Annotated in this window: 17 protein-coding genes; 5 read left to right on the top strand and 12 right to left on the bottom strand. The window is 66.6% G+C overall.

Going from position 1 to position 24,018, the window contains the following annotated elements:
* Positions 1-226 precede the first annotated feature (226 nt).
* Positions 227-5,695: a CHAT domain-containing protein gene (locus HWE17_RS07345; RefSeq protein WP_176388318.1), complete on the top strand. Its 5,469-nt coding sequence runs from the start codon at positions 227-229 to the stop codon at positions 5,693-5,695.
* On the opposite strand, the gene HWE17_RS07340 is transcribed toward HWE17_RS07345, so the two are convergent.
* Positions 5,628-6,389, bottom strand: coding sequence for a GNAT family N-acetyltransferase (locus HWE17_RS07340; protein WP_034786047.1), 762 nt, complete (start codon positions 6,387-6,389; stop codon positions 5,628-5,630). The genes HWE17_RS07345 and HWE17_RS07340 overlap by 68 nt on opposite strands.
* 144 nt (positions 6,390-6,533) lie before the next feature.
* Here HWE17_RS07340 and HWE17_RS07335 point away from each other — a divergent pair, with 144 nt between their 5' ends.
* Entirely contained in the window at positions 6,534-8,843 is a 2,310-nt protein-coding gene (locus tag HWE17_RS07335; protein WP_176388317.1) for an FdhF/YdeP family oxidoreductase, read from the top strand.
* On the opposite strand, the gene fdhD is transcribed toward HWE17_RS07335, so the two are convergent.
* From fdhD to HWE17_RS07315, 4 genes are all read right to left on the bottom strand, one after another.
* Positions 8,833-9,660, bottom strand: a complete 828-nt coding sequence (gene fdhD, locus HWE17_RS07330) for a formate dehydrogenase accessory sulfurtransferase FdhD (protein WP_176388316.1) — start codon at positions 9,658-9,660, stop codon at positions 8,833-8,835. The genes HWE17_RS07335 and fdhD overlap by 11 nt on opposite strands.
* A gap of 68 nt (positions 9,661-9,728) precedes the next feature.
* Positions 9,729-10,415: a hypothetical protein gene (locus HWE17_RS07325; RefSeq protein ID WP_176388315.1), complete on the bottom strand. Its 687-nt coding sequence runs from the start codon at positions 10,413-10,415 to the stop codon at positions 9,729-9,731.
* Between the two features lie 101 nt (positions 10,416-10,516).
* Complete coding sequence (locus HWE17_RS07320; RefSeq protein WP_176388314.1) at positions 10,517-11,974, bottom strand: Ppx/GppA phosphatase family protein; 1,458 nt, start codon at positions 11,972-11,974, stop codon at positions 10,517-10,519.
* Positions 11,975-12,138: 164 nt separating this feature from the next.
* Complete coding sequence (locus HWE17_RS07315) at positions 12,139-13,221, bottom strand: calcium:proton antiporter (protein WP_035817739.1); 1,083 nt, start codon at positions 13,219-13,221, stop codon at positions 12,139-12,141.
* Between the two features lie 295 nt (positions 13,222-13,516).
* On the opposite strand from HWE17_RS07315, the gene HWE17_RS07310 reads away from it, so the two are divergent.
* Positions 13,517-13,855 carry a hypothetical protein gene (locus tag HWE17_RS07310; RefSeq protein ID WP_152598643.1) on the top strand — a complete coding sequence of 113 codons (339 nt, stop codon included), beginning with the start codon at positions 13,517-13,519 and terminating at the stop codon, positions 13,853-13,855.
* Between the two features lie 21 nt (positions 13,856-13,876).
* On the opposite strand, the gene HWE17_RS07305 is transcribed toward HWE17_RS07310, so the two are convergent.
* Complete coding sequence (locus HWE17_RS07305; protein WP_176388313.1) at positions 13,877-15,028, bottom strand: diguanylate cyclase; 1,152 nt, start codon at positions 15,026-15,028, stop codon at positions 13,877-13,879.
* A 37-nt stretch (positions 15,029-15,065) separates the two neighbouring features.
* Positions 15,066-15,341, bottom strand: a complete 276-nt coding sequence (locus tag HWE17_RS07300) for a hypothetical protein (protein ID WP_035826809.1) — start codon at positions 15,339-15,341, stop codon at positions 15,066-15,068.
* Positions 15,342-15,506: 165 nt separating this feature from the next.
* On the opposite strand from HWE17_RS07300, the gene HWE17_RS07295 reads away from it, so the two are divergent.
* Positions 15,507-16,283 (top strand): transferase spermidine synthase, encoded by a 777-nt coding sequence (locus HWE17_RS07295; protein WP_176388312.1) that lies wholly within the window; start codon positions 15,507-15,509, stop codon positions 16,281-16,283.
* Between the two features lie 154 nt (positions 16,284-16,437).
* Positions 16,438-19,317: an EAL domain-containing protein gene (locus HWE17_RS07290; RefSeq protein WP_176388311.1), complete on the top strand. Its 2,880-nt coding sequence runs from the start codon at positions 16,438-16,440 to the stop codon at positions 19,315-19,317.
* Here the strand turns inward: HWE17_RS07290 and HWE17_RS07285 are convergent.
* The 5 genes from HWE17_RS07285 to HWE17_RS07265 form a co-directional block, all read right to left on the bottom strand.
* Positions 19,307-19,540 (bottom strand): hypothetical protein, encoded by a 234-nt coding sequence (locus HWE17_RS07285; protein WP_035817726.1) that lies wholly within the window; start codon positions 19,538-19,540, stop codon positions 19,307-19,309. The two genes, HWE17_RS07290 and HWE17_RS07285, sit on opposite strands and share 11 nt — an antisense overlap.
* A 23-nt stretch (positions 19,541-19,563) precedes the next feature.
* Positions 19,564-20,445: a LysR family transcriptional regulator gene (locus HWE17_RS07280; RefSeq protein WP_035817724.1), complete on the bottom strand. Its 882-nt coding sequence runs from the start codon at positions 20,443-20,445 to the stop codon at positions 19,564-19,566.
* Between the two features lie 91 nt (positions 20,446-20,536).
* Entirely contained in the window at positions 20,537-21,154 is a 618-nt protein-coding gene (locus HWE17_RS07275) for a hemolysin III family protein (RefSeq protein ID WP_176388310.1), read from the bottom strand.
* Positions 21,155-21,255: 101 nt separating this feature from the next.
* Positions 21,256-22,734, bottom strand: a complete 1,479-nt coding sequence (locus tag HWE17_RS07270; protein ID WP_176388309.1) for an NYN domain-containing protein — start codon at positions 22,732-22,734, stop codon at positions 21,256-21,258.
* A gap of 111 nt (positions 22,735-22,845) precedes the next feature.
* Complete coding sequence (locus HWE17_RS07265) at positions 22,846-23,976, bottom strand: dienelactone hydrolase family protein (protein ID WP_255206146.1); 1,131 nt, start codon at positions 23,974-23,976, stop codon at positions 22,846-22,848.
* Positions 23,977-24,018 lie beyond the last annotated feature (42 nt).

Genomic DNA, 24,018 nt, shown 5'->3' with positions numbered 1-24,018 from the left:
CCGGCGCCATGAACTTTTGCCATACAATTCGCGCAGTTCGCCCACCGCACCACAACCGGGCACGATAGCGAAGAGACCCAGCCCAAACCATGCTGACCGTTTCTCTGCCTTCCCGCTCCAGCCCTCCCCGCTTCTCCCCCTGTATTTCCACTCAAACTTGATCTGACACAACACGCATAGTCCGCGCAGGCATCAAGGTCAGCTTTTAACCAGCGATCCCAACCGCATGTCCAGCGATCCTCTTGCGCCGCCCGTGCTGCGCCTGACGCTCACGCGCGATCCCCTCGCCCATGCTGGCGACTGCCCCGCCGCGCCCGGCTGGCATGCCGACACCCACGTGCTGTCCGGCGCGCGCGGCATCGGCAGTTGCCGCATCGCCCTCGATATCGGCGCGGACGACGTGGTGCAACTGCTGCTGTGCGACGGCAGTTCGCTGCTCGCTGGCAGCCTGGACCTGCCACGCTACCTGGGGCCGGCCACCATCGCGCGCGACGGCGCCCCCGCCAGCATCGAAGTGGGGCTGGCCTTGCGTCCGCAGGCGGCGCGCCAGCCGCCCGGCGCCAGCCGCGACGGCCTGGGCGCCTGGATGCTGCGGGCCGTGCGCGTGTACCGCTGCGGCGCCGCCGCCATGACGGCCCTGGCGGCGGCGGGCGCCTTCCAGGACCGCCAGCTGGACCAGCGCCTGGGCCTGTACCGCTGCGGCATCGAGGCGGGCAGCATGACGGCCGTCGCCAGCCTGCCCGCCGGGCCGGAACCGGTGCTGCTGCTGTTGCACGGCACGGCCTCGTCGACCCAGCGCAGCTTTGCCGGCCTGTGGCGCAACGGCCTGGCGCCGCAACTGGCGGCGCAATACGGCAACCGCATCTACGGCTATGAGCACCGCAGCCTCAGCGACAGCCCCATCGAGAATGCGCTGACCCTCGTGCGCCAGTTGCCGCACGGCGCCGTGCTGCACCTCCTGAGCCATTCGCGCGGCGGCCTGGTGGGCGAATTGCTGGCGCGCGCGCAGCGCATCGACAGCCGCGGCGCCGTCGACCTGGCCGGCGACGGCCTGGAGCGCCTGAGCGAAAACACGGTGGGCGGCGAAGCGTTCAACAGCCACGATATCGACCACTTCACGGCGCAGGCGCGGCTGGGCGCACGCGCCGGCCACGACGCGGATGCGGCGCGCCTGCGCGCACTGAGCGTGGAACTCAAAACGCGCGCCATCCGCATCGCCCGCTTCGTGCGCGTGGCCTGCCCGGCGCGCGGCACCACCCTGATGTCGGGGCGGCTCGACCGCTGGGCCAGCGTGATGTTCAATCTGCTGCTGCACGGCGGCGTACCCGACGGCGCCATGGCTTTCCTGCTGGCCGTGGTGCGGCAGCGCTGCGACGCGCGCATCCTGCCGGGCCTCGAAGCGATGATGCCCGACTCGCCCCTGGTGGCGCTGCTCAACGCGCCCGACGTGCGCGTGGCCAGCCCGCTGCATGTGCTGGCCGGCGCGTGCAGCGGCGATGGCTTGCTGGGCTGGCTGGGCGACTGCCTCGACGACCAGCTGTACGGCGGGCAGAACGACCTGGTGGTCAATTGCGCCTCGATGGCCGGCGGCGCCACGCGCAGCACGCCGGTGCGGCAACTGCTGTTGCGCGGGCCGCACGCGCACCACCTGAACTACTTCGAGCGTGCGCCGTCGGGCCAGGCCGCCGTGCAGGCGCTCACTGGCGACGAGACGGCCTACCTGCCGCTATCCGGCATCGAGCACGGCCCGCTGGCGCGCGGCGGCGAAGTGCCGAAACGGCGCGCGCACGCACCGATCGTGCTGCTGCTGCCCGACATCATGGGCAGCCACCTGCAAGTGGGCAGCAACCGCATCTGGTTCGACCCCGTCAACCTCGTCGAAGGGCGCATCGAACGCCTGGCCGTGGGCCAGCCGCACATCGTCAGCGCCGGCTGGATCGAATCGTGCTACGAACCGTTTGCCCGTTTTCTCGCGCAAAGCCAGGAAGTGCGGCCCTTTACCTATGACTGGCGTCTGTCGCTGCAGCACTCCAGCAACGCCTTCCTGCCCGTGCTCGACGACGCCATGCGCGACGCGGAACAGCGCGGACAAGCGCTGCGCATCGTCGCCCACGGCATGGGCGGCCTGGTGGCGCGCCTGGCCCTGAAGGACCGCTGGCAGCGCTTCGGCGCCCTGCCCGGCAGCCGTTTGCTGCAGGTGGGCACGGCCAACCGCGGCACGCAGGCGATGGTGCAAGTGCTGCTGGGACGCGACCGGCTGGTGCAGATGCTGGCCTGCTGGATCGGCTGGAAGCACACGCGGCGCCAGTTCCTCGGCTTCGTGCGCGCCTTTCCCGGCGTGCTGGACATGCTGCCGTGGCCGCAGGCGGGCGGCATCGACTATTTCGATGCCGAGGCCTGGGCGCGGCTGGCCGCCGGCGATGTTCAAGCGGACCTGCCCGGCGGCTGGCAGGCGCCCGAAGCCCAGGCGCTGGCCGCGGCGCGCGCCACCGTGGCCCTGCTGGAAGCGGCCCCGCTCGACGCGCGCCATTGCAGCTACCTGGCCGGCTGCGCCGCCACGCCGGTGGCGCTGCGCCTGCGCGACGGCGGCATCGAGACGGCCTGGTCGCCCGACGGCGATGGGCGCACGCCCTGGCAAGGCGCGGTGCCGGACGGCGTGGCGGCCTGCTACCTGCCGGTGGCGCACGGCGACCTGCTGCTGCAAAAGGACTACTACCCGGCCATCGCGCAGCTGCTCGACAGCGGCCAGGCCGCCGCCCTGCCGCGCCACCCGCCGCACGCGCCCGGCGGCATACCGCCCCGCTTCCATCCATACGCTCCCGACGCCACGCCGCTGTACCCGCAGCCGCAGGAATTGCTCGATGCGGCCATCGGCGCCGCCGGCCCCGCCAGCGCGCCGGAGAGCCGCGCGCCGCAGCTGAGCCTATCCCTCATCCACGGCAGCATGGCCTCGGCCGACGCGCCCGTCATGAGCGGCTGCTACGCCTCCGAATCGCTGCGCGGCAGCATGAGCTTTCTCGACCGCCTGCTGGCCGGCAAGCTGCAGGAAATCCACGCGCTGGGGCGCTTTCCGCAGCGCCCCGACTCCGCCCTCGTGGTGCTGCAGCCCGACGCGGCGCGCCGGCCCGGCGGCGCCATCGTCATCGGCCTGGGCGCGCTGGGCGAACTGACGCCGGGCGAACTGGCGCGCGCCTTTGCCGGCGGCCTGCTCGAATACGCGTGCGTCTGCCTGCAGGTGCGCGCCGCCGGCCATGTGGCCGCGCCGCCGATGGGCGAACACGGCTTGCGCGTGGCCAGCCTGCTGTCCGGTTCCGGCTATGGCGGCTTGAGCATCGCCCTGTGCGCGCGCGCCCTGATCGACGGCGCGCGCAGCGCCAACCGGCGCCTGGAAGACGCAGGCATGGCGTGCCGCATCGGCCACATCGCCATCTACGAACAGTCCGAGGCGCGCGCCATCGCCGCCGCCGTGGCCATCGAACAGATCATGGCCGAGGCGCGCTACCAGGGCAGCTTCACGTTCGAACGGCGCATCCGCCACAGCCCCGGCGGCTACCGGCGCATCCTGCCCAGCCTGAGCGGCGACAATGGCTGGCGCCGCGTGCAGATCGTCGCCGCCGACCTGTCCGGCGCCTTGCGCTTCACCGTGCTGACGGACCGCGCCCACAACAGCGTCGACGAAGAGCCGAACCAGCGGCAAGCCGTCGATGGCCTGATCATGGATGCCACCGACAACACCACCGACCAGCCGGGCCTGTCGCGCGCCCTGTACGAACTGATGCTGCCCAATGGCCTGAAGGCGGCCATCCCCGAGATGCGCGGCCTGATCCTGGCCGTCGACCAGAGCGCCGCCATCTATCCGTGGGAACTGATGCGCGACGAGGCGGGCAGCGAGGAAAGCCCCCTGTCGACGCGCATCGGCATGGTGCGCCAGCTGGCCAGCCTGCGCGAGCAGCCGCCCGCCGTCAGCCCGCCCAGCAACAGCGTGCTGGTGATCGGCGACACCGATTCCGGCCTGCCCGAGCTGCCCGGCGCGCAAGCCGAGGCGCAGGACGTGGCGCGCATGTTCGGCGCGTACGGCTACCAGGTGCGCGAGCTGCTGCGCCCGCAGGCGCAGCGCGTGCTGGTGCACCTGTTCGACGAGCGCTATTTCGCCATCCACCTGGCCGGCCACGGCGAAGTGGCCGGTCCCGGCATCGCCCATACGGGCCTGGTGCTGGGACCGAAGACGCGCTTGACGGCGGCGCAGGTGGGTAAATTGAAGCGCGTGCCGCAATTCGTCTTCATCAATTGCTGCCACCTGGGCGACATGCGCCCGGACGCCATCGCGCCGTGGTCGAAACTGGCCGCCAGCCTGGCCACGGCCTTCATAGAAATGGGCTCGCAGGCGGTGATCGCGGCCGGCTGGCGCATCGACGACCAGGCGGCCAGCATCTTCGCGCACAGCTTTTATCACGCCATGCTGAGCGGCGAATACTTCGGCGACGCCGTGCGCCTGGCGCGCGAGGCGGCCTACCTGCAGTTCCCCGCCTCGAACACCTGGGGCGCCTACCAGGCGTATGGCGACGACCGCTACCGTTTTCCGAATACCCAGAGCCGCCCCTGGCAAGCGCCCGACTACCACTACCACGGCCATTTGCTGGCCGACCTGGAAACCCTGCACGCGCGCCTGGCGGGCGCCGATCCTGCGCGCCGCGCGGCCATCGAGGAAAAACTGGGCAGCATCGAGGAAGCCGTGCGCGCGCGCTTCTTCGGCTGCGCCGACATCCGCGAAAACATGGCCGCCGCGCGCGCCGGCCTCGGTGGCCTGGAGAACACCCTGCGCGCCATCGAACACTATCGGGCGGCGCACAGCGCGGCCGACGGCAAGGTGGGCTTGCGCGCGCTGGCGCACTGGGCGGAACTGGAAATACGCCAGGGCGCGGCCCTGTGCGGCCTCGATGCGGGCGCCGGCATCGAGGTGCCGGCCGTGCCCGAGCCGGCGCAGGGACGGCAGTTGCTGCAGGATGGAAAACAGCATATCGACCTGCTGGTGGCGCTGGCGCCCACGGCGCAGCGCCTGGCCCTGCTGGGACGCTACTGGGCCTTGCAGGCGCGCCTGGCCTGCACCGAAGGAAGCTCCGGCGCGCCGGCACTGCAGGCCATGACGGATGCCTGCCTGGCCGCGCTGGAAGAAGCGCGGCGGCGCAGCGGCGTGGCCGACTGCGACCTGATTTTCCAGGTGCTGGCGGGCGCCCTGCTGCTGAAAGCCCATGGCGACGGCGGCGCCTGGCGCGCGCTCGATCCGCAGCTGGGCGACTTGCGGCACGACGCCATCGCCTATGCGCGCCAGCGCCACGCGGACGAACACCGCGCCATCGACGCCGGCGCCCCCGTGCGCGCCGCCCTGCTGGCGGCCCTGTGGCAGGTGCCGGACGGCCAGCCTTTCGACGCGCCCGCGCGCGCCGCCTTCCTGGCCCTGTACCACGACGCCGTGCGGCGCCACGGCAGCATCGGCGAACCCGAAACGATCACGGCGCCGCTGCGCTTCCTGCTTGAACTGCTGCCGCCCGACAGCGCGGACACCGGCTTGCGCAGCGCCGTGCAGGCGCTGGCCAGCCAGTTGCAGGCCTCACTTCCCGGCGTCGGTCTTAGCCAGGCACCACACCGTAATGGCGCGCATAGCGCTCGTCCAGATTCGCCAGCGGCATCATCATGAACATGTCGGCGCTTTCGAAATCAGGATCCCAGGCCGGTTCGCCGCAAATCCACGCGCCCGAGCGCAGATAGCCCTTGATCAGCGGCGGCACCTGCGGCTTGTGCGCCGCTTCCACCTGGTGGATGGGGAAAGGCAGGTGCGGCGTGACGCGGTATTCGCTTGGCGCCATGTGCTTCTCGGCCAGCGCCTGGTACACGGCGACGGCGTTATGCCCGCCATCGGCCAGGCTGATGCTGGCGCAGCCGACCAGGTAGTCGCAGCGCTCGCGGCGCATGTACTCGGCCAGGCCAGACCACAGCAGCATGATCACGCTGCCGCCCCGGTATTTCGGGTGGATGCAGGCGCGGCCTGCTTCGACCATGCGTCCGCGCAGATTCTTCAGGCGGCTCAGGTCGAACTCGTTTTCCGAATACAGCCGGCCGATCTTGGCCGCCTTGGCCGCGCTCAGCACGCGGTAGGTGCCCACCACTTTCAGGGTATCGGCATCGCGCACGATCAGGTGGTCGCAGTGCGCGTCGAATTCATCGCTGTCGAGGCCATCGGCGTTGGCCAGCGACGTCAAGCCCATGGTTTCGATAAACACCTTGTAGCGCAAACGCTGGACTTCGCGCACTTCCGCCGCGGTAGTGGCCTGGCTCAGCACCAGTTGGACCGGACGGGCCTTGGCTTCGTTTGATGCGATTATGTTCTGCATGGTTTCATCCCTGTGATCAAGACGACTCCAGCGTACTTGTCTAATATGTCAGGAAAATGACAGCCGAATGTCATTTCCGTGACGCAAGTCAATGTCATTCGGGGATCGTGCATAATTACCACACTCGCCCAGCCCAAAGAGCCCATGAAAGACACCGACGCCGTCCACATCACGCCCTACACCAAGCCCGCCGCCGGCTGGGACGCCCTGAAACACGTGGCCATCAGCCTGCGCCAGGAGCGCGTCGCGCCCGGGAACCTGAAGGCGCTGCTGGCGCAAAACCAGCCCGACGGTTTTGACTGTCCCGGCTGCGCCTGGCCCGACCGCAACCACGCTTCCACGTTTGCCTTTTGCGAAAACGGCGCCAAGGCCGTCGCCGCCGAAGCGACCAGCCGCCGCGCCGGCCCGGAACTGTTCGCCAGCCATACCGTCACGCAGCTGCTGGAGCAATCGGACTACGCGCTCGAGCAGCACGGCCGTTTGACGGAACCGATGGTGTACGACGCCGCCAGCGACCGCTACGTGCCGATCTCCTGGGACGACGCCTATGCCCTCGTAGGCCGCCACCTGCGCGCCCTGCCCGACCCGGACCAGGCCGCGTTCTATACATCGGGCCGCGCCAGCAACGAAGCCGCCTTTCTGTACCAGCTGATGGCGCGCCTGTACGGCACCAATAACTTCCCCGACTGCTCCAACCTGTGCCACGAGGCGACCAGCCGCGGCTTGCCGGCCACTGTCGGCATCGGCAAGGGCACGGTGACCCTGGCCGACTTCGAACTGGCCGACACCATCCTCATCTTCGGCCAGAATCCCGCCACCAACCACCCGCGCATGCTGGGCGAACTGCGCGACTGCGCGCGCCGCGGCGGCAGCATCGTCTCCATCAATCCCCTGCGCGAACGGGGCTTGCAGCGCTTCATGGACCCGCAAAGCGCGCTGGAAATGGCGACCCTGGGCAGCACGCGCCTGGCCGGCCTGTTCGTCCAGCCCACCCTGGGCGGCGACTTCGCCCTGATCAAGGCCGTCGCCAAGAGGGTCGTCGAGCATGACGACGCGGCGCAGGCGGCCGGTGCACCCACCGTCATCGACCACGCCTTCATCGCGGAACACTGCAGCGGCTTCGACGCCTTCCGCGACGACTTGCGCGCAGAGAATTGGCAATTGCTCGTGGCAGAATCGGGCGTGGCGCGCGCGCAGATCGAGGCGCTGACGGACATTTTTATTCATGGCCAGCGCATCATCGCCACCTGGGGCATGGGACTGACGCAGCACAAGCACAGCGTGGCGGCCATCCGCATGCTGTCGAACCTGATGATGCTGCGCGGGCAGATCGGCAAGCCGGGCGCCGGGCTATGTCCCGTGCGCGGCCACTCCAACGTGCAGGGCGACCGCACGGTGGGCATCGAGGAAAAGCCGACGGCGGCCTTCCTCGACCGCCTGGGCCAGGTGTATGGATTCGCGCCGCCGCGCGCGCATGGTCACGACGTGGTGGCCACCATCGCAGCGATGCGGCGCGGCGAGGTAAAAGTGTTCATCGCGCTGGGCGGCAATTTCGCCGCTGCCACGCCGGACACGCCGCTGACCTTTGCCGCCCTGCGCCAGTGCGCGCTGACGGTACAGGTGGCCACCAAACTCAATCGCAGCCACCTGGTCATCGGCAAGGAAGCCTTGCTGCTGCCCACCCTGGGGCGCACGGAAATCGACCTGCAGCACGGCGTGGCGCAGGGCGTGACGGTGGAAGACTCGATGAGCATGGTGCATATCTCGTACGGCCGCAATGCGCCCGCTGCGCCGCAGCTGCGCTCGGAAGTGGCCATCGTGGCCGGCATGGCCGAAGCGACGGTGGGCAGCAGCCTGGTGGACTGGCGCGCGTATGCGGCCGACTATGCGCGCATCCGCGACGACATCGAAAAGGTGTTTGACGACTTTTACGACTACAACGCCAGGGTGGCGCAGCCGGGCGGCTTTCATTTGACGGTGGCTTCGCGCGAACGCGTGTGGAAGACGGCCAGCGGCAAGGCCAGCTTCCTCGTCGCCCCGCTGGACCGCGATACGCCGCTGCACCGCGCCAGAGCGCGCCATGGCGAGCGCCTGATGGTGTTGATGAGCACGCGCTCGCACGACCAGTACAATACCACCATCTACGGCATGGATGACCGCTACCGCGGCGTGTACGGCACGCGCAAGGTGGTCTTCGCCAACGCGGAAGATATCGCCATGCTGGGCTTTGCCGATGGCGAACTGGTGGACCTGATCGGCGCCTGGGACGATGGCGTGGGGCGCCGCGCCGACGGTTTCCGGCTCGTCGCCTACGACATCCCGCGCGGCTGCCTGGGCGCGTATTACCCCGAGACGAACGCGCTGGTGCCGCTGGCCAGCACGGCCGACGGCGCCGGCACGCCGACGTCGAAGTCCGTGCCCGTGCTGCTGCAACGCAGTGAAGTTAAAGCGTGATGGCTGGCGTGTAATCGACGTAGGCATCCTGGCGGCAGAAACCCACCAGCTTCATGCCCGCCTGCGTGGCGATGGAAATGGCCAGTGAACTGGGGGCGGAAATCGTCGCCAGCAGCGGAATCTGCATGCGCGCCGCCTTGCGCGCCAGCTCGTAGCTGCCACGGCTGGACAGAAAAACGAAGCCGCGCCGCATGTCGACGCCATTCAAGGCCAGGTGGCCGATCAGTTTATCGAGGCCATTGTGGCGGCCGACATCCTCGAACACGTACACGATATCGCCGTCGGGCGTGCACCACGCGGCCGCGTGCACGCCGCCCGTTTCCCGCATCAGCGCCTGGTGCTCGCGCAAGCCGCTTGATGCGCGCGCCAGCGCGGCCGGCAAGTCGACGTGGATCAGGGACGGCGGCAGCGCTTGCGGCTGCAAGTCGAGCATGTCGATGCTGTCGATGCCGCACACGCCGCAGCCCGTGCGGCCCGTCAGCTGGCGGCGCCGGTCCTTCAGGCGCACGAAATCTTCCTGGGCGATGCTCAACGCCACTTCGGCCGAATCTGCGCGCAGGAACACTTCGCAGTCGAAGACGGCATCGGCGGAAGCGACCACGCCTTCCGTCAGCGCGAAGCCATATGCGAACGCTTCCAGATCGCGCGGGGTGGCCATCATGACGACGTGGGAAATGCCATTGAAGACCAGCGCGACGGGGATTTCCTCGGCGACGTGGTCGATGGCGGGGGTAGCAACGCCCACCTGGTGGCGGACGATGGCGCGCTCGACGAAGCCGGCGCGTTCGATCTCTGTATCTTCTGACATGGCAACCATGGGGGAACTATCACAGGCCCCATGGTAAACCAGAACGGCCAGGCAGGGGGCGGCCCCTGCCCGCGCCATCAGTCCTTCTTCGGACGGCCCGTTTTCAGCTGCGGCAAGCCGGCCAGCACGTTTTGCAGGGTGGCCAGGTCGATCTGGCTGATCAGCGCCACGCCGATGCGCAGCAGTTCGCTTTTCTTGATCTCGAAACCGGCCTTCAGACAGGCTTTTTTCACCTGGCCCAGCACTTCATATTCTGCTTCCGGCATGGTGAAGCTGTCGCGCACGAGTTTAGGCTTGCGGGCTTTTTCCTTGACGGCGGCGACCTTGGCGACCGGCGCTTTTTTCGCTGGCGCAGGCTTGGCGGCCGCTTTGACCACCGGTTTCGCTACCGGTTTGACAGCGGCTTTCGCTGCAGGCTTGGCGATGGCCTTGGCGGCGGGCTTCGCGGCAACCTTGGCCGCTGGCTTGGCAACGGCTTTGGCGACGACGGCCTTGGCCGCAGGCGCCTTGGCTGCTACTGGTTTCGCTGCCACCGGTTTCGCCGCCACAGGCTTGGCGGCGACAGGCTTGACGGCGGCCGGTTTGACGGCCACCGGCTTGACGACGGCTTTTGCCACCGGCTTGGCCGCAGGCTTCACGGCTGGCTTGGCTGCAGGCTTGGCGGCTGGCGCGGCCTTGGCCGCTGCCGCATTGATCGAAGCGCTGGTGGGGAACATCGATACGGGGGCGCTGTCGGCTTTTTTCGCTGGGACGGTTTTGGTCATGGATTTTCCAATCTAGTAAATAATATAAACAATATATACTGTTTTTAAAAATATTGCTTGCTGCACATCAAGCCATGCGCACGGCATGGCGCAATGACCCACTATGCGCTGGCGCGGATGGTGAAATCGACGCCCACCTCGTCCCAGAATTCCTGCTCCTTCTCGATCCAGAACGACACGGTGGGATGGTGCGCCACCCAGCCGCGCTTGATATCGAGCTCGATGCGGCTCTTCATGCGCAGGCGCAGTTCGCTGAAATCGGCTTCGATGCGCGCATGCATGAGCAGGATCGACAGGCGCAGCGCCAGCACGGCCTTGGCGAAGTCGGGGTCGGACAGCACTTCGCCGATCTTGCGCAAATTGCCCTTCTGCGCCAGGATCAAGCGGCTCATGGTCTTCTGTTCGCGCGTGGTAAAACCGGGCAAGTCGGCGTTTTCCACGATGTAGGAGGCGTGCTTGTGGTAGCCCGTCTGCGACACGGCCAGGCCCACTTCGTGCAGCAGGCTGCTCCAGCGCAGGCATTTCACCAGGGCGTCGGAGGTGGGCTTGAGCTGCGCATACATGGCCAGCGCCTGCTCGGCCACCCGGCCGGCGCGCTGCTGGTCGATATGAAATTTCTCCATGCAGCCCTGCACCGACTGCTCGCGGCGGTCGCGCTTGGTCGAGCGCAGGTACAAATCCCACATCACGCCCATGCGCAAACCCGCCTCGATCGGCGTCATCGCGGGAATGGCCAGTTCGCGGAACAGGCCGATCAAGATGGCCAGGCCGCCGACGATGGTGCTGGCGCGGTCGGGACGCAAACCGGGCATGTCGATGCGGCTGGTGTGACCGAGTTCGATGAAGCGGCGCGCCAGCGCGTCGAGGCTGACGCTCGTGAGCAAGCCGTCACCGAGCTTGTTGCGGGCGATGATGTCGGCGATGGTGCGGATGGTGCCGGAAGAGCCGTAAGCCGTCTTCCAGTGCTGCGGATGATACGGCGGCGCCGCATCCTCGAAGTGGCTGCGCGCCGACAAAATGGCGGCCTCGAACGACGGCGCGTCGATGCGTCCGCCGATGAAGAACGACAGGCTTTGCTTGACGGTGCCCAGGCTGAACGATTCCACCCTCTCGATATCGTTGCCGCGCCCCAGTATCAATTCCGTCGAGCCGCCGCCGATGTCCATCACCAGCCGGCGTTCGCCGGGTATGGCCAGCGCATTGGCCACGCCCATGTAGATCAGGCGCCCCTCTTCCTCGCCCGAGATGATCTCGATCGGATGGCCGATGGCTTGCTCGGCCAGCGGCAGGAAGACGGCGCCGTTGCGCGCCACGCGCATGGCCGACGTGGCCACCACGCGCACGGCATCGAGCTCAAAGCCGGCGAGGATGGCGCGAAAGCGCTGCAGGCAAGCCAGCGCGCCCTGCATGGCCGCTTCGGTCAGGTCGCCATTGGCGTCCAGACCGGCGGCCAGGCGTATCGGGTCGCGCACGCTCTTGACCACGCGGATGGTGTCGCCATCATGCTTGCCGACGTGTAAACGAAAACTGTTGGACCCCAGGTCCACCGCTGCATACATACTGGCCTCTTGTCTTGTCATTGCAATGCCAACTGAAAAAGTTGGCAAACTCAGTTGCTAAACTATATAAATCATTTAAACGATTTAAAAATCCTACCACACTACCCCCATCGTATGACAGCGGCGTGACAGGATTGTGACAAGAAGTCGCGCAGCGGCGACGTTTACGGCACGATGGTGGTGAACAGATAGACAGCGAAAATCACCAGGTGCACCGTGCCCTGCATGACCGTGGTGCGTCCCGTGCCCAGCGACAGGGTGGCCACCATCAGCGACAGCAGCAACAGCACCGTCGACTTGATGTCGAGTCCCAGCGTGATCGTCAGGCCCGTGGCCAGCGACACCACCACCACGGCGGGTATCGTCAGGCCGATGCTGGCCAGCGCGGAACCGAGCGCCAGGTTCAGACTCGTTTGCAGACGGTTCGCACGCGCGGCGCGCACGGCGGCCAGGCCTTCGGGCAGCAGCACGATGGCGGCGATGACGATGCCGACCAGGGTTTTCGGCGCGCCCATGGCGGCAATTGCCGTCTCCAGCGCGGGCGCCAGCGACTTGGCCAGCAGCACCACGGCGCCCAGGCATACGAGCAGCGCGCCGGCGCTGACCCAGGCGACGGTGGGCGTGGGCGGCGCCGCATGCACCTCTTCATCACCGACGGCTTCCTTGGGCAGGAAGTAGTCGCGGTGGCGCACCGTCTGCACCAGCACGAAGGTGCCATACAGGACCAGCGAGATCACGGCGATGAAAATCAGCTGGCTGGAATTGTAGAAAGGACCGGCGGCGCTCGAGGTGTAGTTCGGCAGCACCAGGGTCAGAACGGCAATCGCCGCCAGGGTGGCCAGCGACGCGCTCACGCCCAGCAGGCCGAAGGTCTGCTCGCGATGGCGCCCGGCGCCCAGCAACAGGCAGATGCCGACGATGCCGTTCAAAATGATCATGATGGCGGCAAACACGGTGTCGCGCGCCAGGCCCGTCGTTTCCGGTCCGCCGGCCAGCATCAGCGAGACGATCAGCGCCACCTCGATCAGGGTCACGGCCAGCGCCAGCACCAGGGTGCCATACGGTTCGCCGATGCGGTGGGCCACCACTTCCGCGTGGTACACGGCGGCCAGCACGCTGCCGATCAGGCCAGCCACCAGCAGTATCTGGTAGGCGCCGCCAAGATTGAAGGTGGAACCGAACAGGAACAGCCAACCGGCAATCGGGGCGGCAAGCGGCCATACAGGCAGGGATTTGAGCATTTTCATTATGGGCCTGGCAAGAGTAAAAAAGGGGAACTGCGGTGCGAACGGCAAAGGACAGCCTGGCGTGCATGCCATAGCATAACTTGCCTAGCTTAAATGAAAGTTAGGGAATGCACATGCTCGGGTGCCGGCGCCCCGCGCCGCGCTCACCTTTCAATCACCTTGCTGCAGTGCACCTGCTTGCTATCAGTAACTATAGTCCCTTTGGTAACATGCCGTTGCAATTTTCTTGTGTTTTTGCTTCCGGGTGGCGTCATAATGCAGAGCCAGCCCTCGCGGCACCGACCAAGGACAGACCATGATTTCAATAAACAGCACAGCCATGCGCACGCTCATCTTCGCCAGCAGCTTGCTGTGCGCCGCCGCTCATGCGGACACGCCGCCAGCGCCCGAAGCGCAGGTTGACGCGAACTGGGCCACCCCGCCCGCGCCTGCCGCGGAGTCACGCTGGCAAGACAGCCTGCCGCCCGCGCCGCCCGTCGCGCCACGCGAAGAAAAGATACTGCCCAAGAGCGAATGGCTGACCGTCGAGCCGATGAAGGCGCCTGACCGGCGCTGCGATCCGGGCCTCGATGCCCTGTTCCTGCCCAAGGAATGCGGCAAAGAACCCAGCTGGCTGGGCTCGCGCAAAAAGTAAGCTGATAAAAAGTAGGCTGACTTATACGTCCAGGGTGCTGGCGCCCTGCGCCTCGACGACGCGGTTGCGGCCCGCCTGCTTGGCCGATTGCAGCGCTTCGTCGGCCCGCTTGAACAGGCTGACGGTGCTGTCTTCGGCGCGGATGGTGGTCACGCCCAGGCTGGCCGTCAGTTGCAGCACGGCGCGCTCCGTCTTGACGGGCAGCACTTCGACGGCGGCGCGGATGCGCTCGGCCACCATCAGCGCATCGGCCAGGGTCGTGCGCGGCAGCTGGATGGCGAACTCGGCGCCGCCCAAGCGGCCCATCAGGTCGCTGTCGCGCAACTGCTGGCGGCAGGTGTCGACGATGGTTTTCAGCACCGCATCGCCGACCGGATGGCCATAGCTGTCGTTGACTCGTTTGAAGTGGTCGATATTGAGCACCACCAGCGCCGTGGGCAAGCCGGGCCGGCGCGCCAGCGCCATCCACGGCGCCAGCGCCTGGTAAAAGCCGCGCCGGTTCGGCACGCCCGTGGCCGCGTCGAGCACTTCCAGGCGCGCCAGCTCGCCGCCCAGTTTTTCGCGCGACAGCAGCAAATAGCCGAAGGCGTTCGTCAGCATCATCAGGTACAGGGCGCCGAAGCCGGCCAGCTGCAGCAGCTCCGCGTCAAAAGCCGGGATCGTGGCGGCCAGCACGCCGCGCGCGGCGATCAGCAAGGACAGCAGACCCATGCTGACGACGAGGAAGCGGCGCAGCATGCTCGCCTCGCGCCATTTCAGGCACAGCGCGGCCACACCGGCGAGGAAGAAACCGGCCACGATCAGCGAACCGCCGGCGCTGCGCAGCAGCGGCGCCACGTCGAACAGATAACAGGCGGCAAACAGCCCCACCGACACACCCAGCGCCGGCAAGACATAGCGGCGCCAACCGCTGCGCCCGGCCGCCTGCCACAGCGCGCCCGCGTCCAGCGCCATGCCGGCAAACAGCAGGCTGTTGCCCAGCAAGATGGAGAGGTAATCGGGCAGCACGCCGCGGAAATACAGCAGACACCAGGCCACGGCCTGGCATTGCTTGGCCACCGCCCAGGTGGACATGCTGAGCGACTTCTTGCGCTCGTACTCGAAGAAGAACAGGGCCGCGCACAGGCTCAGGTTGCCGAGCGCCAGGGCCAGTACCAGGGTCTTGATATCCATGGGCTACGCCGTCGCCGCGCAGGCGCGGCACGCCAGCTCAGATTTCGTGCTCGACATTGGTACTGCCGTCGCCGACCTTGCTGGCCCAGGCCTGCACGAAATACTGCTTTTCCACTTCGCTGGGAACTTCATGCCAGAAGACGATGAGGGTGCCCTTGTGGTCGTGGATTTGCGCCACTTTTTCAATGAAACCGACATTGCCGGCCTGGTCGGCCAGCGCCGCCGCGTAGCCGTACACGCGCGTCAGCCGCTCGATGCGGTCAGGCTCAGTAAAACTGTTCGTCGCCGTAATGATGGGGTGATCCAAAAACATGCTTGTCTCCATGGTGCCCGACTGCGCAGCCGTGCCGCCGCGCGCCGTATGCATATACATATACGCATGCTCGGCGCGGATTAATCGGGTATGCTCACGGGAGCTTATCAGATTTCTCTGAATGCAACAAAGCATCTCCCCCAGTCCACTCAGCGAAGTCGTCCCATGCCGGAAAACAGAAGCACCACCCCGCCTGCCCCGCAGGTGCATACCTGTGGCGACCGGCGCCGCCTGGAATTCCAGCCCGGCATGATCCAGAGCGAAATGCTGCTGTCGCGCCCCGACCATCTGCTGCTGCGCTATGCACGCGCCATGATGTGCTTTACCCTGTTCGTGCCGCGCCCGCGGCACATCCTGATGGTGGGCCTGGGCGGCGGCTCGCTGCTGAAATTCTGCCACCGCCACCTGCCCGACACGCGCATCACGGTGCTGGAATTGCGCGCCGACGTGATCGCCCTGCGCGAGCAGTTCATGCTGCCGCCCGACGATGCACGCCTGCGCGTCATCGAGACGGACGCCGTCAGCTATATCCGCCAGCATCCGGGCTGCGCCGACGTGCTGCTGCTCGACGGCTACGACGAAACGGGCCTGCCGCCAGCCTTGGGCAGCGCGCGCTTCTATGCGGATTGCCTGCGCGCGCTGCTGCCCGGCGGCGTGCTGGTGGCCAACCTGTTCAGTTATGACGAGCACTACCCCGCCATGCTGGCGCGCCTGATGCTGACTTTCCGCGGCGCCGTGTGCCACTTCGACGGCATCGCCGGCAATAACCGCATCGTCTTCGCCGCCAAGCCCGAGCCGGGCCAGGACGCCGGCGGCCGCGCCATGCGCATGGTGCGCCTGGTGCGCTGGCGCCGGATGGCCGGCCTGTCTTTCCTGAACCGCTGGCTGCCGGCATGGCAGTTGTGGCGTGTGCGCCGCCGGTCAGGCAGCGACAACGACTGAAAGTCGTCTTCCCGGGTCATAGATATTGTTGCTTATTAGCAGTGTTTTGGTGCAAAATCAGCATGATGGATGTGGTTTATGACAAACTACGGCCTGCGTGGGGCCGGCAGGCGCCGCCGAACCCATGTGTCCATGAAGTGAGATAGGAAAAACCATGCTGCGTGGCCGCCTGCCATTGTCGATTTCCGCCGCGGCCGCGCTGACCTTTGCCTGCGGCGTCAGCGTGACGGCCGTGCTGTTTGCCGCCATCAGCCAGCTCGAATACGACAAGATGGGCCTGAGCCTGCAGCAGCGCGCCGGCGCCAGGGTGGCCGCCATCGAGCAGGGGCTCGACGACGCGGTCGAGGTGCTGACCACGACGAACCAGCTGTTTGCCGCCGTCGTGCCCGTCACGCGCGAACAATTCCACGACTTCACCACGCCGCTGCTGCAGCGCCACCCCTTCATCCAGGCCTTCAATTTCCACCGCATCGTGCCGCATGCGCAGCGCCCTGCATTCGAGGCCGAACTGCGGCGCATCGTGCCCGGCTACGCCATGACGGAAATGCGCGATGGCGTCGTCGTGCCCGCCACCACGCGCGCCAGTTACCTGGTGGTCGATTACCTCGAACCCTTGCAGGACAACGGCCCCGCCTTCGGCCTGAACGTCAGCCCGAGCGGGGTGCTGGCGCGCGCGCTGGAACAGGCGATCATCAGCGGCCAGACCACCGCCACCGGTCTGCTGGCCCTGGCGCAAGGGCCGCAACGGGGCTTCGTCATCGTGCGTCCCGTGTACCGCCACGGCGTGCCCCTGCAAACGATAGCGCAGCGGCGCGCGGCGCTGATCGGCGATACGGCCGTCATCGTGCGCGCCGGGGAACTGGTGCAAAAAATCCTTGCCGGCGCCGACCTGCTGGGCGACTCGCAGCTTGAACTCAGTGTCTACGCCGACGCCGGCGCCGACCCGCGTCAATTGATCTTCCGCCACGGCCAGGCGCCCGTCGACGAGCCGGGCGGCGCCTGGGAGTCCCTCCCGCGCTGGCTGCACTTTGCCTACCACAACCATTATGACCGGGCCTTCACCTCCGCCGGCCGGCCCTGGCACGTGCGCGTGGTGGCCCATCCGCGTCCCTTCCTGGCCGACCATCTGGGCTCATTGTTTACCCTGATCACGGGCTTGCTGTTCAGCTTGCTGACGGCCGCCTTCGTGCAGTCGCTGACACAGCGCTCGCGCCGCGTGCAACTGCTGGTGGAGCAGCGCACGGCCGACCTCAAGCGCAGCAACGAGCTGCTCAGCGCCGACGTGCGGGCGCGCCAGCGCACGGAGCGCGCCTTGCAGGAAAGCGAAAAGCGCTTCCGCCGCCTGCTGGCCCTGTCCTCGGACTGGTACTGGGAACAGGACGCCCATTTCTGCTTCACCCACATCACCAGCGGTTTCACGGACAAGTCGAACATGCCGCTGGAACGCTTCATCGGCATGACGCGCTGGGACAACAACGCGGAGATGCGCAATTCGCGCTGGGGCAAGCAGCATATCGCCAACCTGGAAGCGCACCTGCCCTTTTCCAACCTCGAATATGCGATGCAGGACCGCGACGGCCAGCTGCGCTGGTTCAGCATCAATGGCGAACCGCTGTTCAACGAGCTCGGTGAATTTCGCGGCTACCGGGGCACGGGCTCCGAAATCACGGAACGCAAGCTGGCCGAGCAGCAAATCCAGCACATCGCCCACCACGACGTGCTGACGGGTTTACCCAACCGCGCGCTGCTGCGCGACCGCCTGGCGCAGGCGATGGCCCTGTCGCGCCGCAAGAACCGCGCCTTGTGGGTGCTGTTGATCGACCTCGACCGCTTCAAGTTCGTCAACGACAGCCTCGGACACAAGGCCGGCGACCTGCTGCTGAAAACCATCGCCACGCGATTGCAGGCCAGCCTGCGCGAAAGCGATACGGTGGCGCGCCTGTCGGGCGACGAATTCGTCGCCATCCTGTGCGAACAGGCCGACGAAGTGCTCAGCGGCGCCATCGTGCAGCGCGTGATGGATGCCGTGGCCCAGCCCGTGCTATTGGACGGCAAGGAATTCTTCGTCACCTGCAGCATCGGCGTGGCCGTGTACGACATGTCGCGCTACGACGCGCCTGGCGACGTGACCCTGAATGGCGAGACGCAGAACCTGATCGAGCAGGCCGACATCGCCATGTACTGCGCCAAGAAACAGGGCCGCAACAACATCAAGTTCTACACAACGGCCATGAATCAGGCCACGCTGGAGCGCCTGCGCATCGAGACGGCGCTGCGCAATGCGCTCGAACGCGAGCAGTTCGTGCTGCATTACCAGCCGCAGGTGGACCTGGCCAGCGGACGCATCGTCGGCGTGGAAGCGCTGCTGCGCTGGCAGCATCCGGATCTGGGCATGGTGGCGCCGCAGCGCTTCATCGCGCTGGCCGAAGACACGGGCCTGATCGTGCCGATCGGCGCCTGGGTCATGCGCGAAGCGTGCGCGCAGGTGAAGCGCTGGCATGCGGCGGGACTCGACACCTTGCGCCTGGCCGTGAACCTGTCGGCGCGCCAGTTCAACGAGCCGAACCTGGTGGCCTCGATTGCTGAAGTGCTGCTGGAAACGGGCCTGCCGCCCGCCTGCCTGGAACTGGAACTGACGGAAAGCCTGTTCATGCACGATGTGGCGCTGGCCGTCAGCCAGCTGCACGACATGAAGGCGCTGGGGGTGCAGCTGTCGATCGACGACTTCGGCACCGGCTATTCCAGCTTCGCCTACCTGCGCACCTTCCCCATCGACGTGCTGAAGATCGACCGCAGCTTCGTCGGCGACGTGGCACGCGACGCGGACGATGCGGCCATCGTCGTCTCCATCATCGCCCTGGCGCACAATCTGAAGCTGCGCGTGGTGGCCGAAGGCGTGGAAACGTCGGAGCAGCTCGACTATCTGCGCCGCCATGGCTGCGACGAAGCGCAAGGCTATTACTTCAGCCGGCCGCTGCCCGCGCACGAGGTGGAAGCGCTGCTGCGGGCGGAAGAAACGCCCGTCACACAGTAGCCGGCGGCGGCACCCTGGCGCCCAGTTGCAGCTCCTGCCAATCGGGCTCAATGCCCGCCTGCGCCAAAAACGACGCCACATCCGATGCGCGGGCCGGGTCGATATCCTGTTGCGGATGCGCCCACAACAGATCGCACTCCGAGCAAACGATCACCTGTTGCCCCGTTTTGCGGATGGTCGCATGCAGCAGGTCGCCATATTCGCCGCAGGTGGGGCACTCCATGCTCTTCTCCTTCATGCCTGGCCTTACAGCTTCTGTTGCAGGAATTCGAGGAAGCAGCTGATGCGCTGCGCCAGCTGCGTATTGCGGTAGTAGACGGCGTGGATCTGCTGCCGGTAGCCCGTATAAAACGGCTGCAGCACCTGCACCAGCCGGCCGGCCGCGATGTCGTCCTTCGTCATGAAGTCGGACAGGCAGACGATGCCCTGGTCGTGCAGGGCCAGCTGGCGCAGGGTTTCGCCGCTGGAGGCGGCCAGCGCGGGCACGATCTGCAGGCTGTTGCCCGCTTCGTGGCGCAGCGGCCAGTTATTCCCCAGTTCATATTGCGCAAAGCCCAGCAGCGCATGGCCGGACAGCGCTTCCGGCGTGGCCGGTTCGCCGTGGCGCGCCAGGTAGGCGGGCGTGGCCAGCACGTGCAGCGGACTGGCACTGAGCGGGCGCGCATGCAGGGTCGAATCGACCAGGGCGCCGATGCGGATGGCGATGTCGGTGCGGTGTTCGAGCAGGTCGGCGATCTGGTCGTTGCTGGTCAGCTCCAGGCGGATGTCCGGGTACATGGCGCGAAATTCCGCCACGTGCGGCACCACGCAATGGAGCATGAAGGGCGAGGCAGCATCGACGGACAGCCGGCCGGCCGGCTTTTGGCGGCGGATGCGGATCGATTCCTCCACGTCTTCCATCGACGCGAGAATGGCGCGCGCCTTGTCGAGGAACAGCTGCCCCTCTTCCGTCAGCTCCATGCGACGCGTGGTGCGCGTCAGGAGCGAGGTGGCCAGCTTGTCTTCCAGGCGTGACAGGGCGCGGCTGACGCCCGACGTGGTTTGCCCCAGGTGCACGGCGGCCGCGCTCAGGGTGCCGCTGTCGATGACGGTGACAAAGATTTTCAGGTCGTCCGAATTGATATCCATTGTTGCCTTATTGTTGCCGCATTGTTGCGCTACTTTCACATATCGCGCCATTATAATGGAATAGCGGCAACAGTGAAGGCGGCAGCCAACGTCAGGCAACGTAGAACAAAATGGCGATAAAATGGCAGCTACTGCCGGCCAGCACGAACAGGTGCCAGATGCCGTGGCCATGGCGCAGTTTGTGGTCGGTGGCATAGAAAGCGATGCCGCCCGTGTAGCACAGGCCGCCTGCCACCAGCCACAGGAAGCCGTTCCACTCGAGCGCCGCCAAGAGCGGCTTGATGCCGATGACGATCAGCCAGCCCATGGCCACGTATATCACCAGCGACAATATGCGCGCGCCTTTCGCGTACACATACTCCTGCACGATGCCGATGATGGCCAGGCCCCAGACGACGCCGAACAGCGACCAGCCCCACGGCCCGCGCAGGGTCACCAGCATGAATGGCGTGTAGGTTCCCGCGATGAGCAGGTAGATGGCGCAGTGGTCGAGCCGCTGCAGCACGGCCTTGGCCTTGCCGCGCACGCTGTGGTACAGAGTGGATGTCAGGTACAGCGTGAGCAGCATGGCCGCATACACGCTGCAGCTGACGATTTTCCACGGGTCGCCCGTGCGGGCCGCCACGACGATCAGGATGACGCCGCCGATGGCCGCCAGCGCGGCGCCCACCGTATGGGAAATGCTGTTGAAGCGTTCGCCGTGGTACATGGCTTAAGCCGAACGTACCGGAACGCAGCAGACATCCGGGGTCAGACCCGCCGGGACTTGGCGTCCCCGTCCGACCCCAGCCCTTGCTTTCGGGGCTTCAATCAAGCCGCTTCCGCCTTCTTGCGTGCAGGACGGCGTGCCGGCGTCTTGCGCGGCGCCTTGGCTGGCTTGTCTTCGGCCACGACAGCCACTTCGACCGGAGCAGGCTCAATCACAGGTGCAGCTTCCACTACCGCCTCAACCGCCTTCTTGGCAGGCTTCTTCGCCGCTGCCGCCTTGCGGGCCGGCGTGCGCGGCTTTGCCTTTGGCTTCGCTTCCACTACCGGCTCAGGTACAGGTTCAGGCATGGCTTCGACAACCGGCGCCACCTCGACTTCGACAACTTCGGCGCGCGCTTCGCGGGCACCATCGCCATTCTTGCGGCCGCCGCGGCCATTGCGGCGCGAACCGCGCTTGGCGTTGCCTTCTTCTGCCATTACTTCCACAACCTCGGCTACCTCGTGCTGTACCTCCGGCTGCGGCGCCGGCGCGTACGGCTCGACGACGTCTGTTTCCGCATCGGCCACCGGCACGAAAGCCTGTGGCGCGGACTCGCCGCGGCGCTGCTCGTTCTGCTTGCGGCCGCCACGGCCATTGCGGCGCGAATCGCGGCGGCTGCCGCCATCGCGCTGATTGCCCTCTTCCGCCGTCAGGCCGGACTCGCCGGTGACGATGGCTACGCTGGCGACTTCGCCATTCACGAGCGCGGCGACAGGCACCAGGCCGCTGCTGCGGTAGACGTAGGCGCCCGATTTTTCATCGCGGCCAAATTCCAGCAAGCCGCGCGTCTGCGCTTCTTCCAGCAGGTTGCCGAAGGTGCGGAAACCATAGTACGACTCGCTGAAGTCCGGCTTGCGGCGCTTGATCGCTTCTTTCAGCATCGAGGCCCAGATCTTGCCGCTATCGCCACGTTCGGACACCAGCGCATCGAAGGTGGCAACGGCCATCTCGATCGCTTCCGTCTTGCGCGACTCATATTTTTCCTTGCGGCGCACTTCTTCGTCCGGCGAACGCTTGGCCGCCGGAGTTTCGCGCGCATCGCGCTTGGCGGCCGTGCGGCGGCTTTCGCGCACCAGGTCATCGTAGAAAATGAATTCGTCGCAGTTCGCCACCAGCAGGTCGGAGGTCGACTGCTTGACGCCCACGCCGATCACCTGCTTGGCGTTTTCGCGCAGTTTCGACACGAGCGGCGAAAAGTCGGAATCGCCGCTGATGATGACGAAGGTGTTGACGTGGGCCTTGGTGTAGCACAAGTCCAGCGCATCGACCACGAGGCGGATGTCGGCCGAATTCTTGCCGGACTGGCGCACGTGGGGAATTTCGATCAGTTCGAAATTCGCCTCATGCATGGTGCCCTTGAAACTTTTATAACGGTCCCAGTCGCAATATGCCTTCTTGACAACAATGCTGCCCTTGAGCAGCAAGCGTTCGAGGATGGGCTTGATATCGAATTTTTCGTAATTTGCATCTCGCACGCCGAGCGCGACGTTCTCGAAGTCGCAAAACACGGCCATGCTGAGGTTTTCTGGGGATGACGCCATAAGGGTGAATTCTCGCTGATGATAAGGGCGGACGGGAAGCGCAACGCCTCCCTTTTCGCCTAGTATATTCGCCCATCCCCCGTTTCGGCGACAACTATCGTGCGCGGCAGCCTATTGCGCACCGCCGGCGGCGCTCGCGCTGGCGCCGGCGACGGGCCAAACGACGCTTTCATCGACCGAATACAGCTGGCACGGCAGGCTGCTGCGCCGCTGGCACGAAGCGAGCGCGCGCACGTCGGGGCTTTCGCCCTCCTCGGCCCAGCCCCAGGCGCCGCTGGCCGACAGGGCAAAGGCGCGCGGCGCGGTTTTCTCGAGGAAGTCGCGGTAGGCGGCGCGGCCCTGCTCTTCCAGGTAAGGCACGGCGGCGATATCGTCCTGCGGCGCGAAATGCGTGGCCGGCGGCGATGGCGCATCGGCCACGCGGTAGACCTGGCGCACCGGCATGCCGATTTTCTGCAGGAAGCGCTCGGTGGCCGGCAGCCACACGGCCACCCCGTCGCGGCTGCCCAGGGTCAGGTGGGCGTCGCGCTTGAACGGGCCATAGGAGACCAGTTGCGCCTGGCCGCCGGAACCCGTGAACGAGCGAAACAGCCGCTGCGCCAGGGCCGGCCCGAAATAGGAATCGTTGGCGCCATACAGCCACAGGCTGGGAATATGGTTGTAGGCGCCCATCGTGGCAAAGGTCTTCGCCAGCGCCCCTTGCCAATCGCAGCCGGGCATGTCGACGCGCAGCCCGCCGGAAAAATTGAGCACGCCCCGTACGCCGGGCACCACCCGGGTGGCCAGCGCCAACGCCGCCATGCCGCCATACGACTGGCCCGCAACGACGATGCGCTGCGGGTCGACCCAGCTCTGGCGGCGCGCATACGCGAGCGCGGCCAGCATGTCGCGCGCCTGACCCTGCGCGTTGCCCAGCATGTCGCAGCCGAAATCGCGGTAGGCCCCCGTGGAACGGGCAAAACCGGCGCGCATGGGCAGCATCACCGCATAGCCGCGGCGCACGAATTCGGTGGCCATATAGATGAAGCGCTCGCGCTGCTGCAGCCGGGCGGGGCCGGCCTGCTTGCCGTGATTCATCAGCAGCAGGGGAAACGGGCCGGGGCCGGCGGGGCGGAACACCGTCGTCTCCAGCACCTCGCGCAAACCGTCGCCGGCCGGCAGCATGATGACTTGCTCGTTCAGGCGCGCATCGAGCGGCAACGGCGTGGGAACAAGCTGGGCTTTCAGGGGCAGGCAAAGCAAGCTGAGCAGCAAACCCGGGAAAAGAGGGCGAAGCAGGTGGAA

Source organism: Janthinobacterium sp. BJB401 (genome assembly GCF_013372745.1).
In the GTDB taxonomy this organism is placed as follows: Bacteria; Pseudomonadota; Gammaproteobacteria; order Burkholderiales; family Burkholderiaceae_D; genus Janthinobacterium; species Janthinobacterium rivuli.
Note: the sequence above shows the minus strand (reverse complement) of the source record. Positions and strands in the feature narration are given on the sequence as shown.

Excerpts from the sequence above, each read along its gene's own strand:
- fdhD (WP_176388316.1), bottom strand. The coding sequence starts at position 9,660 with ATGGTTGCCATGTCAGAAGATACAGAGATCGAACGCGCCGGCTTCGTC.
- HWE17_RS07290 (WP_176388311.1), top strand. The coding sequence starts at position 16,438 with ATGCTGCGTGGCCGCCTGCCATTGTCGATTTCCGCCGCGGCCGCGCTG.
- HWE17_RS07270 (WP_176388309.1), bottom strand. The coding sequence starts at position 22,734 with ATGGCGTCATCCCCAGAAAACCTCAGCATGGCCGTGTTTTGCGACTTC.
- HWE17_RS07310 (WP_152598643.1), top strand. The coding sequence starts at position 13,517 with ATGATTTCAATAAACAGCACAGCCATGCGCACGCTCATCTTCGCCAGC.
- HWE17_RS07315 (WP_035817739.1), bottom strand. The coding sequence starts at position 13,221 with ATGAAAATGCTCAAATCCCTGCCTGTATGGCCGCTTGCCGCCCCGATT.
- HWE17_RS07295 (WP_176388312.1), top strand. The coding sequence starts at position 15,507 with ATGCCGGAAAACAGAAGCACCACCCCGCCTGCCCCGCAGGTGCATACC.
- HWE17_RS07325 (WP_176388315.1), bottom strand. The coding sequence starts at position 10,415 with ATGACCAAAACCGTCCCAGCGAAAAAAGCCGACAGCGCCCCCGTATCG.
- HWE17_RS07285 (WP_035817726.1), bottom strand. The coding sequence starts at position 19,540 with ATGGAGTGCCCCACCTGCGGCGAATATGGCGACCTGCTGCATGCGACC.
- HWE17_RS07275 (WP_176388310.1), bottom strand. The coding sequence starts at position 21,154 with ATGTACCACGGCGAACGCTTCAACAGCATTTCCCATACGGTGGGCGCC.
- HWE17_RS07300 (WP_035826809.1), bottom strand. The coding sequence starts at position 15,341 with ATGTTTTTGGATCACCCCATCATTACGGCGACGAACAGTTTTACTGAG.
- HWE17_RS07305 (WP_176388313.1), bottom strand. The coding sequence starts at position 15,028 with ATGGATATCAAGACCCTGGTACTGGCCCTGGCGCTCGGCAACCTGAGC.
- HWE17_RS07320 (WP_176388314.1), bottom strand. The coding sequence starts at position 11,974 with ATGTATGCAGCGGTGGACCTGGGGTCCAACAGTTTTCGTTTACACGTC.
- HWE17_RS07335 (WP_176388317.1), top strand. The coding sequence starts at position 6,534 with ATGAAAGACACCGACGCCGTCCACATCACGCCCTACACCAAGCCCGCC.
- HWE17_RS07345 (WP_176388318.1), top strand. The coding sequence starts at position 227 with ATGTCCAGCGATCCTCTTGCGCCGCCCGTGCTGCGCCTGACGCTCACG.
- HWE17_RS07340 (WP_034786047.1), bottom strand. The coding sequence starts at position 6,389 with ATGCAGAACATAATCGCATCAAACGAAGCCAAGGCCCGTCCGGTCCAA.
- HWE17_RS07280 (WP_035817724.1), bottom strand. The coding sequence starts at position 20,445 with ATGGATATCAATTCGGACGACCTGAAAATCTTTGTCACCGTCATCGAC.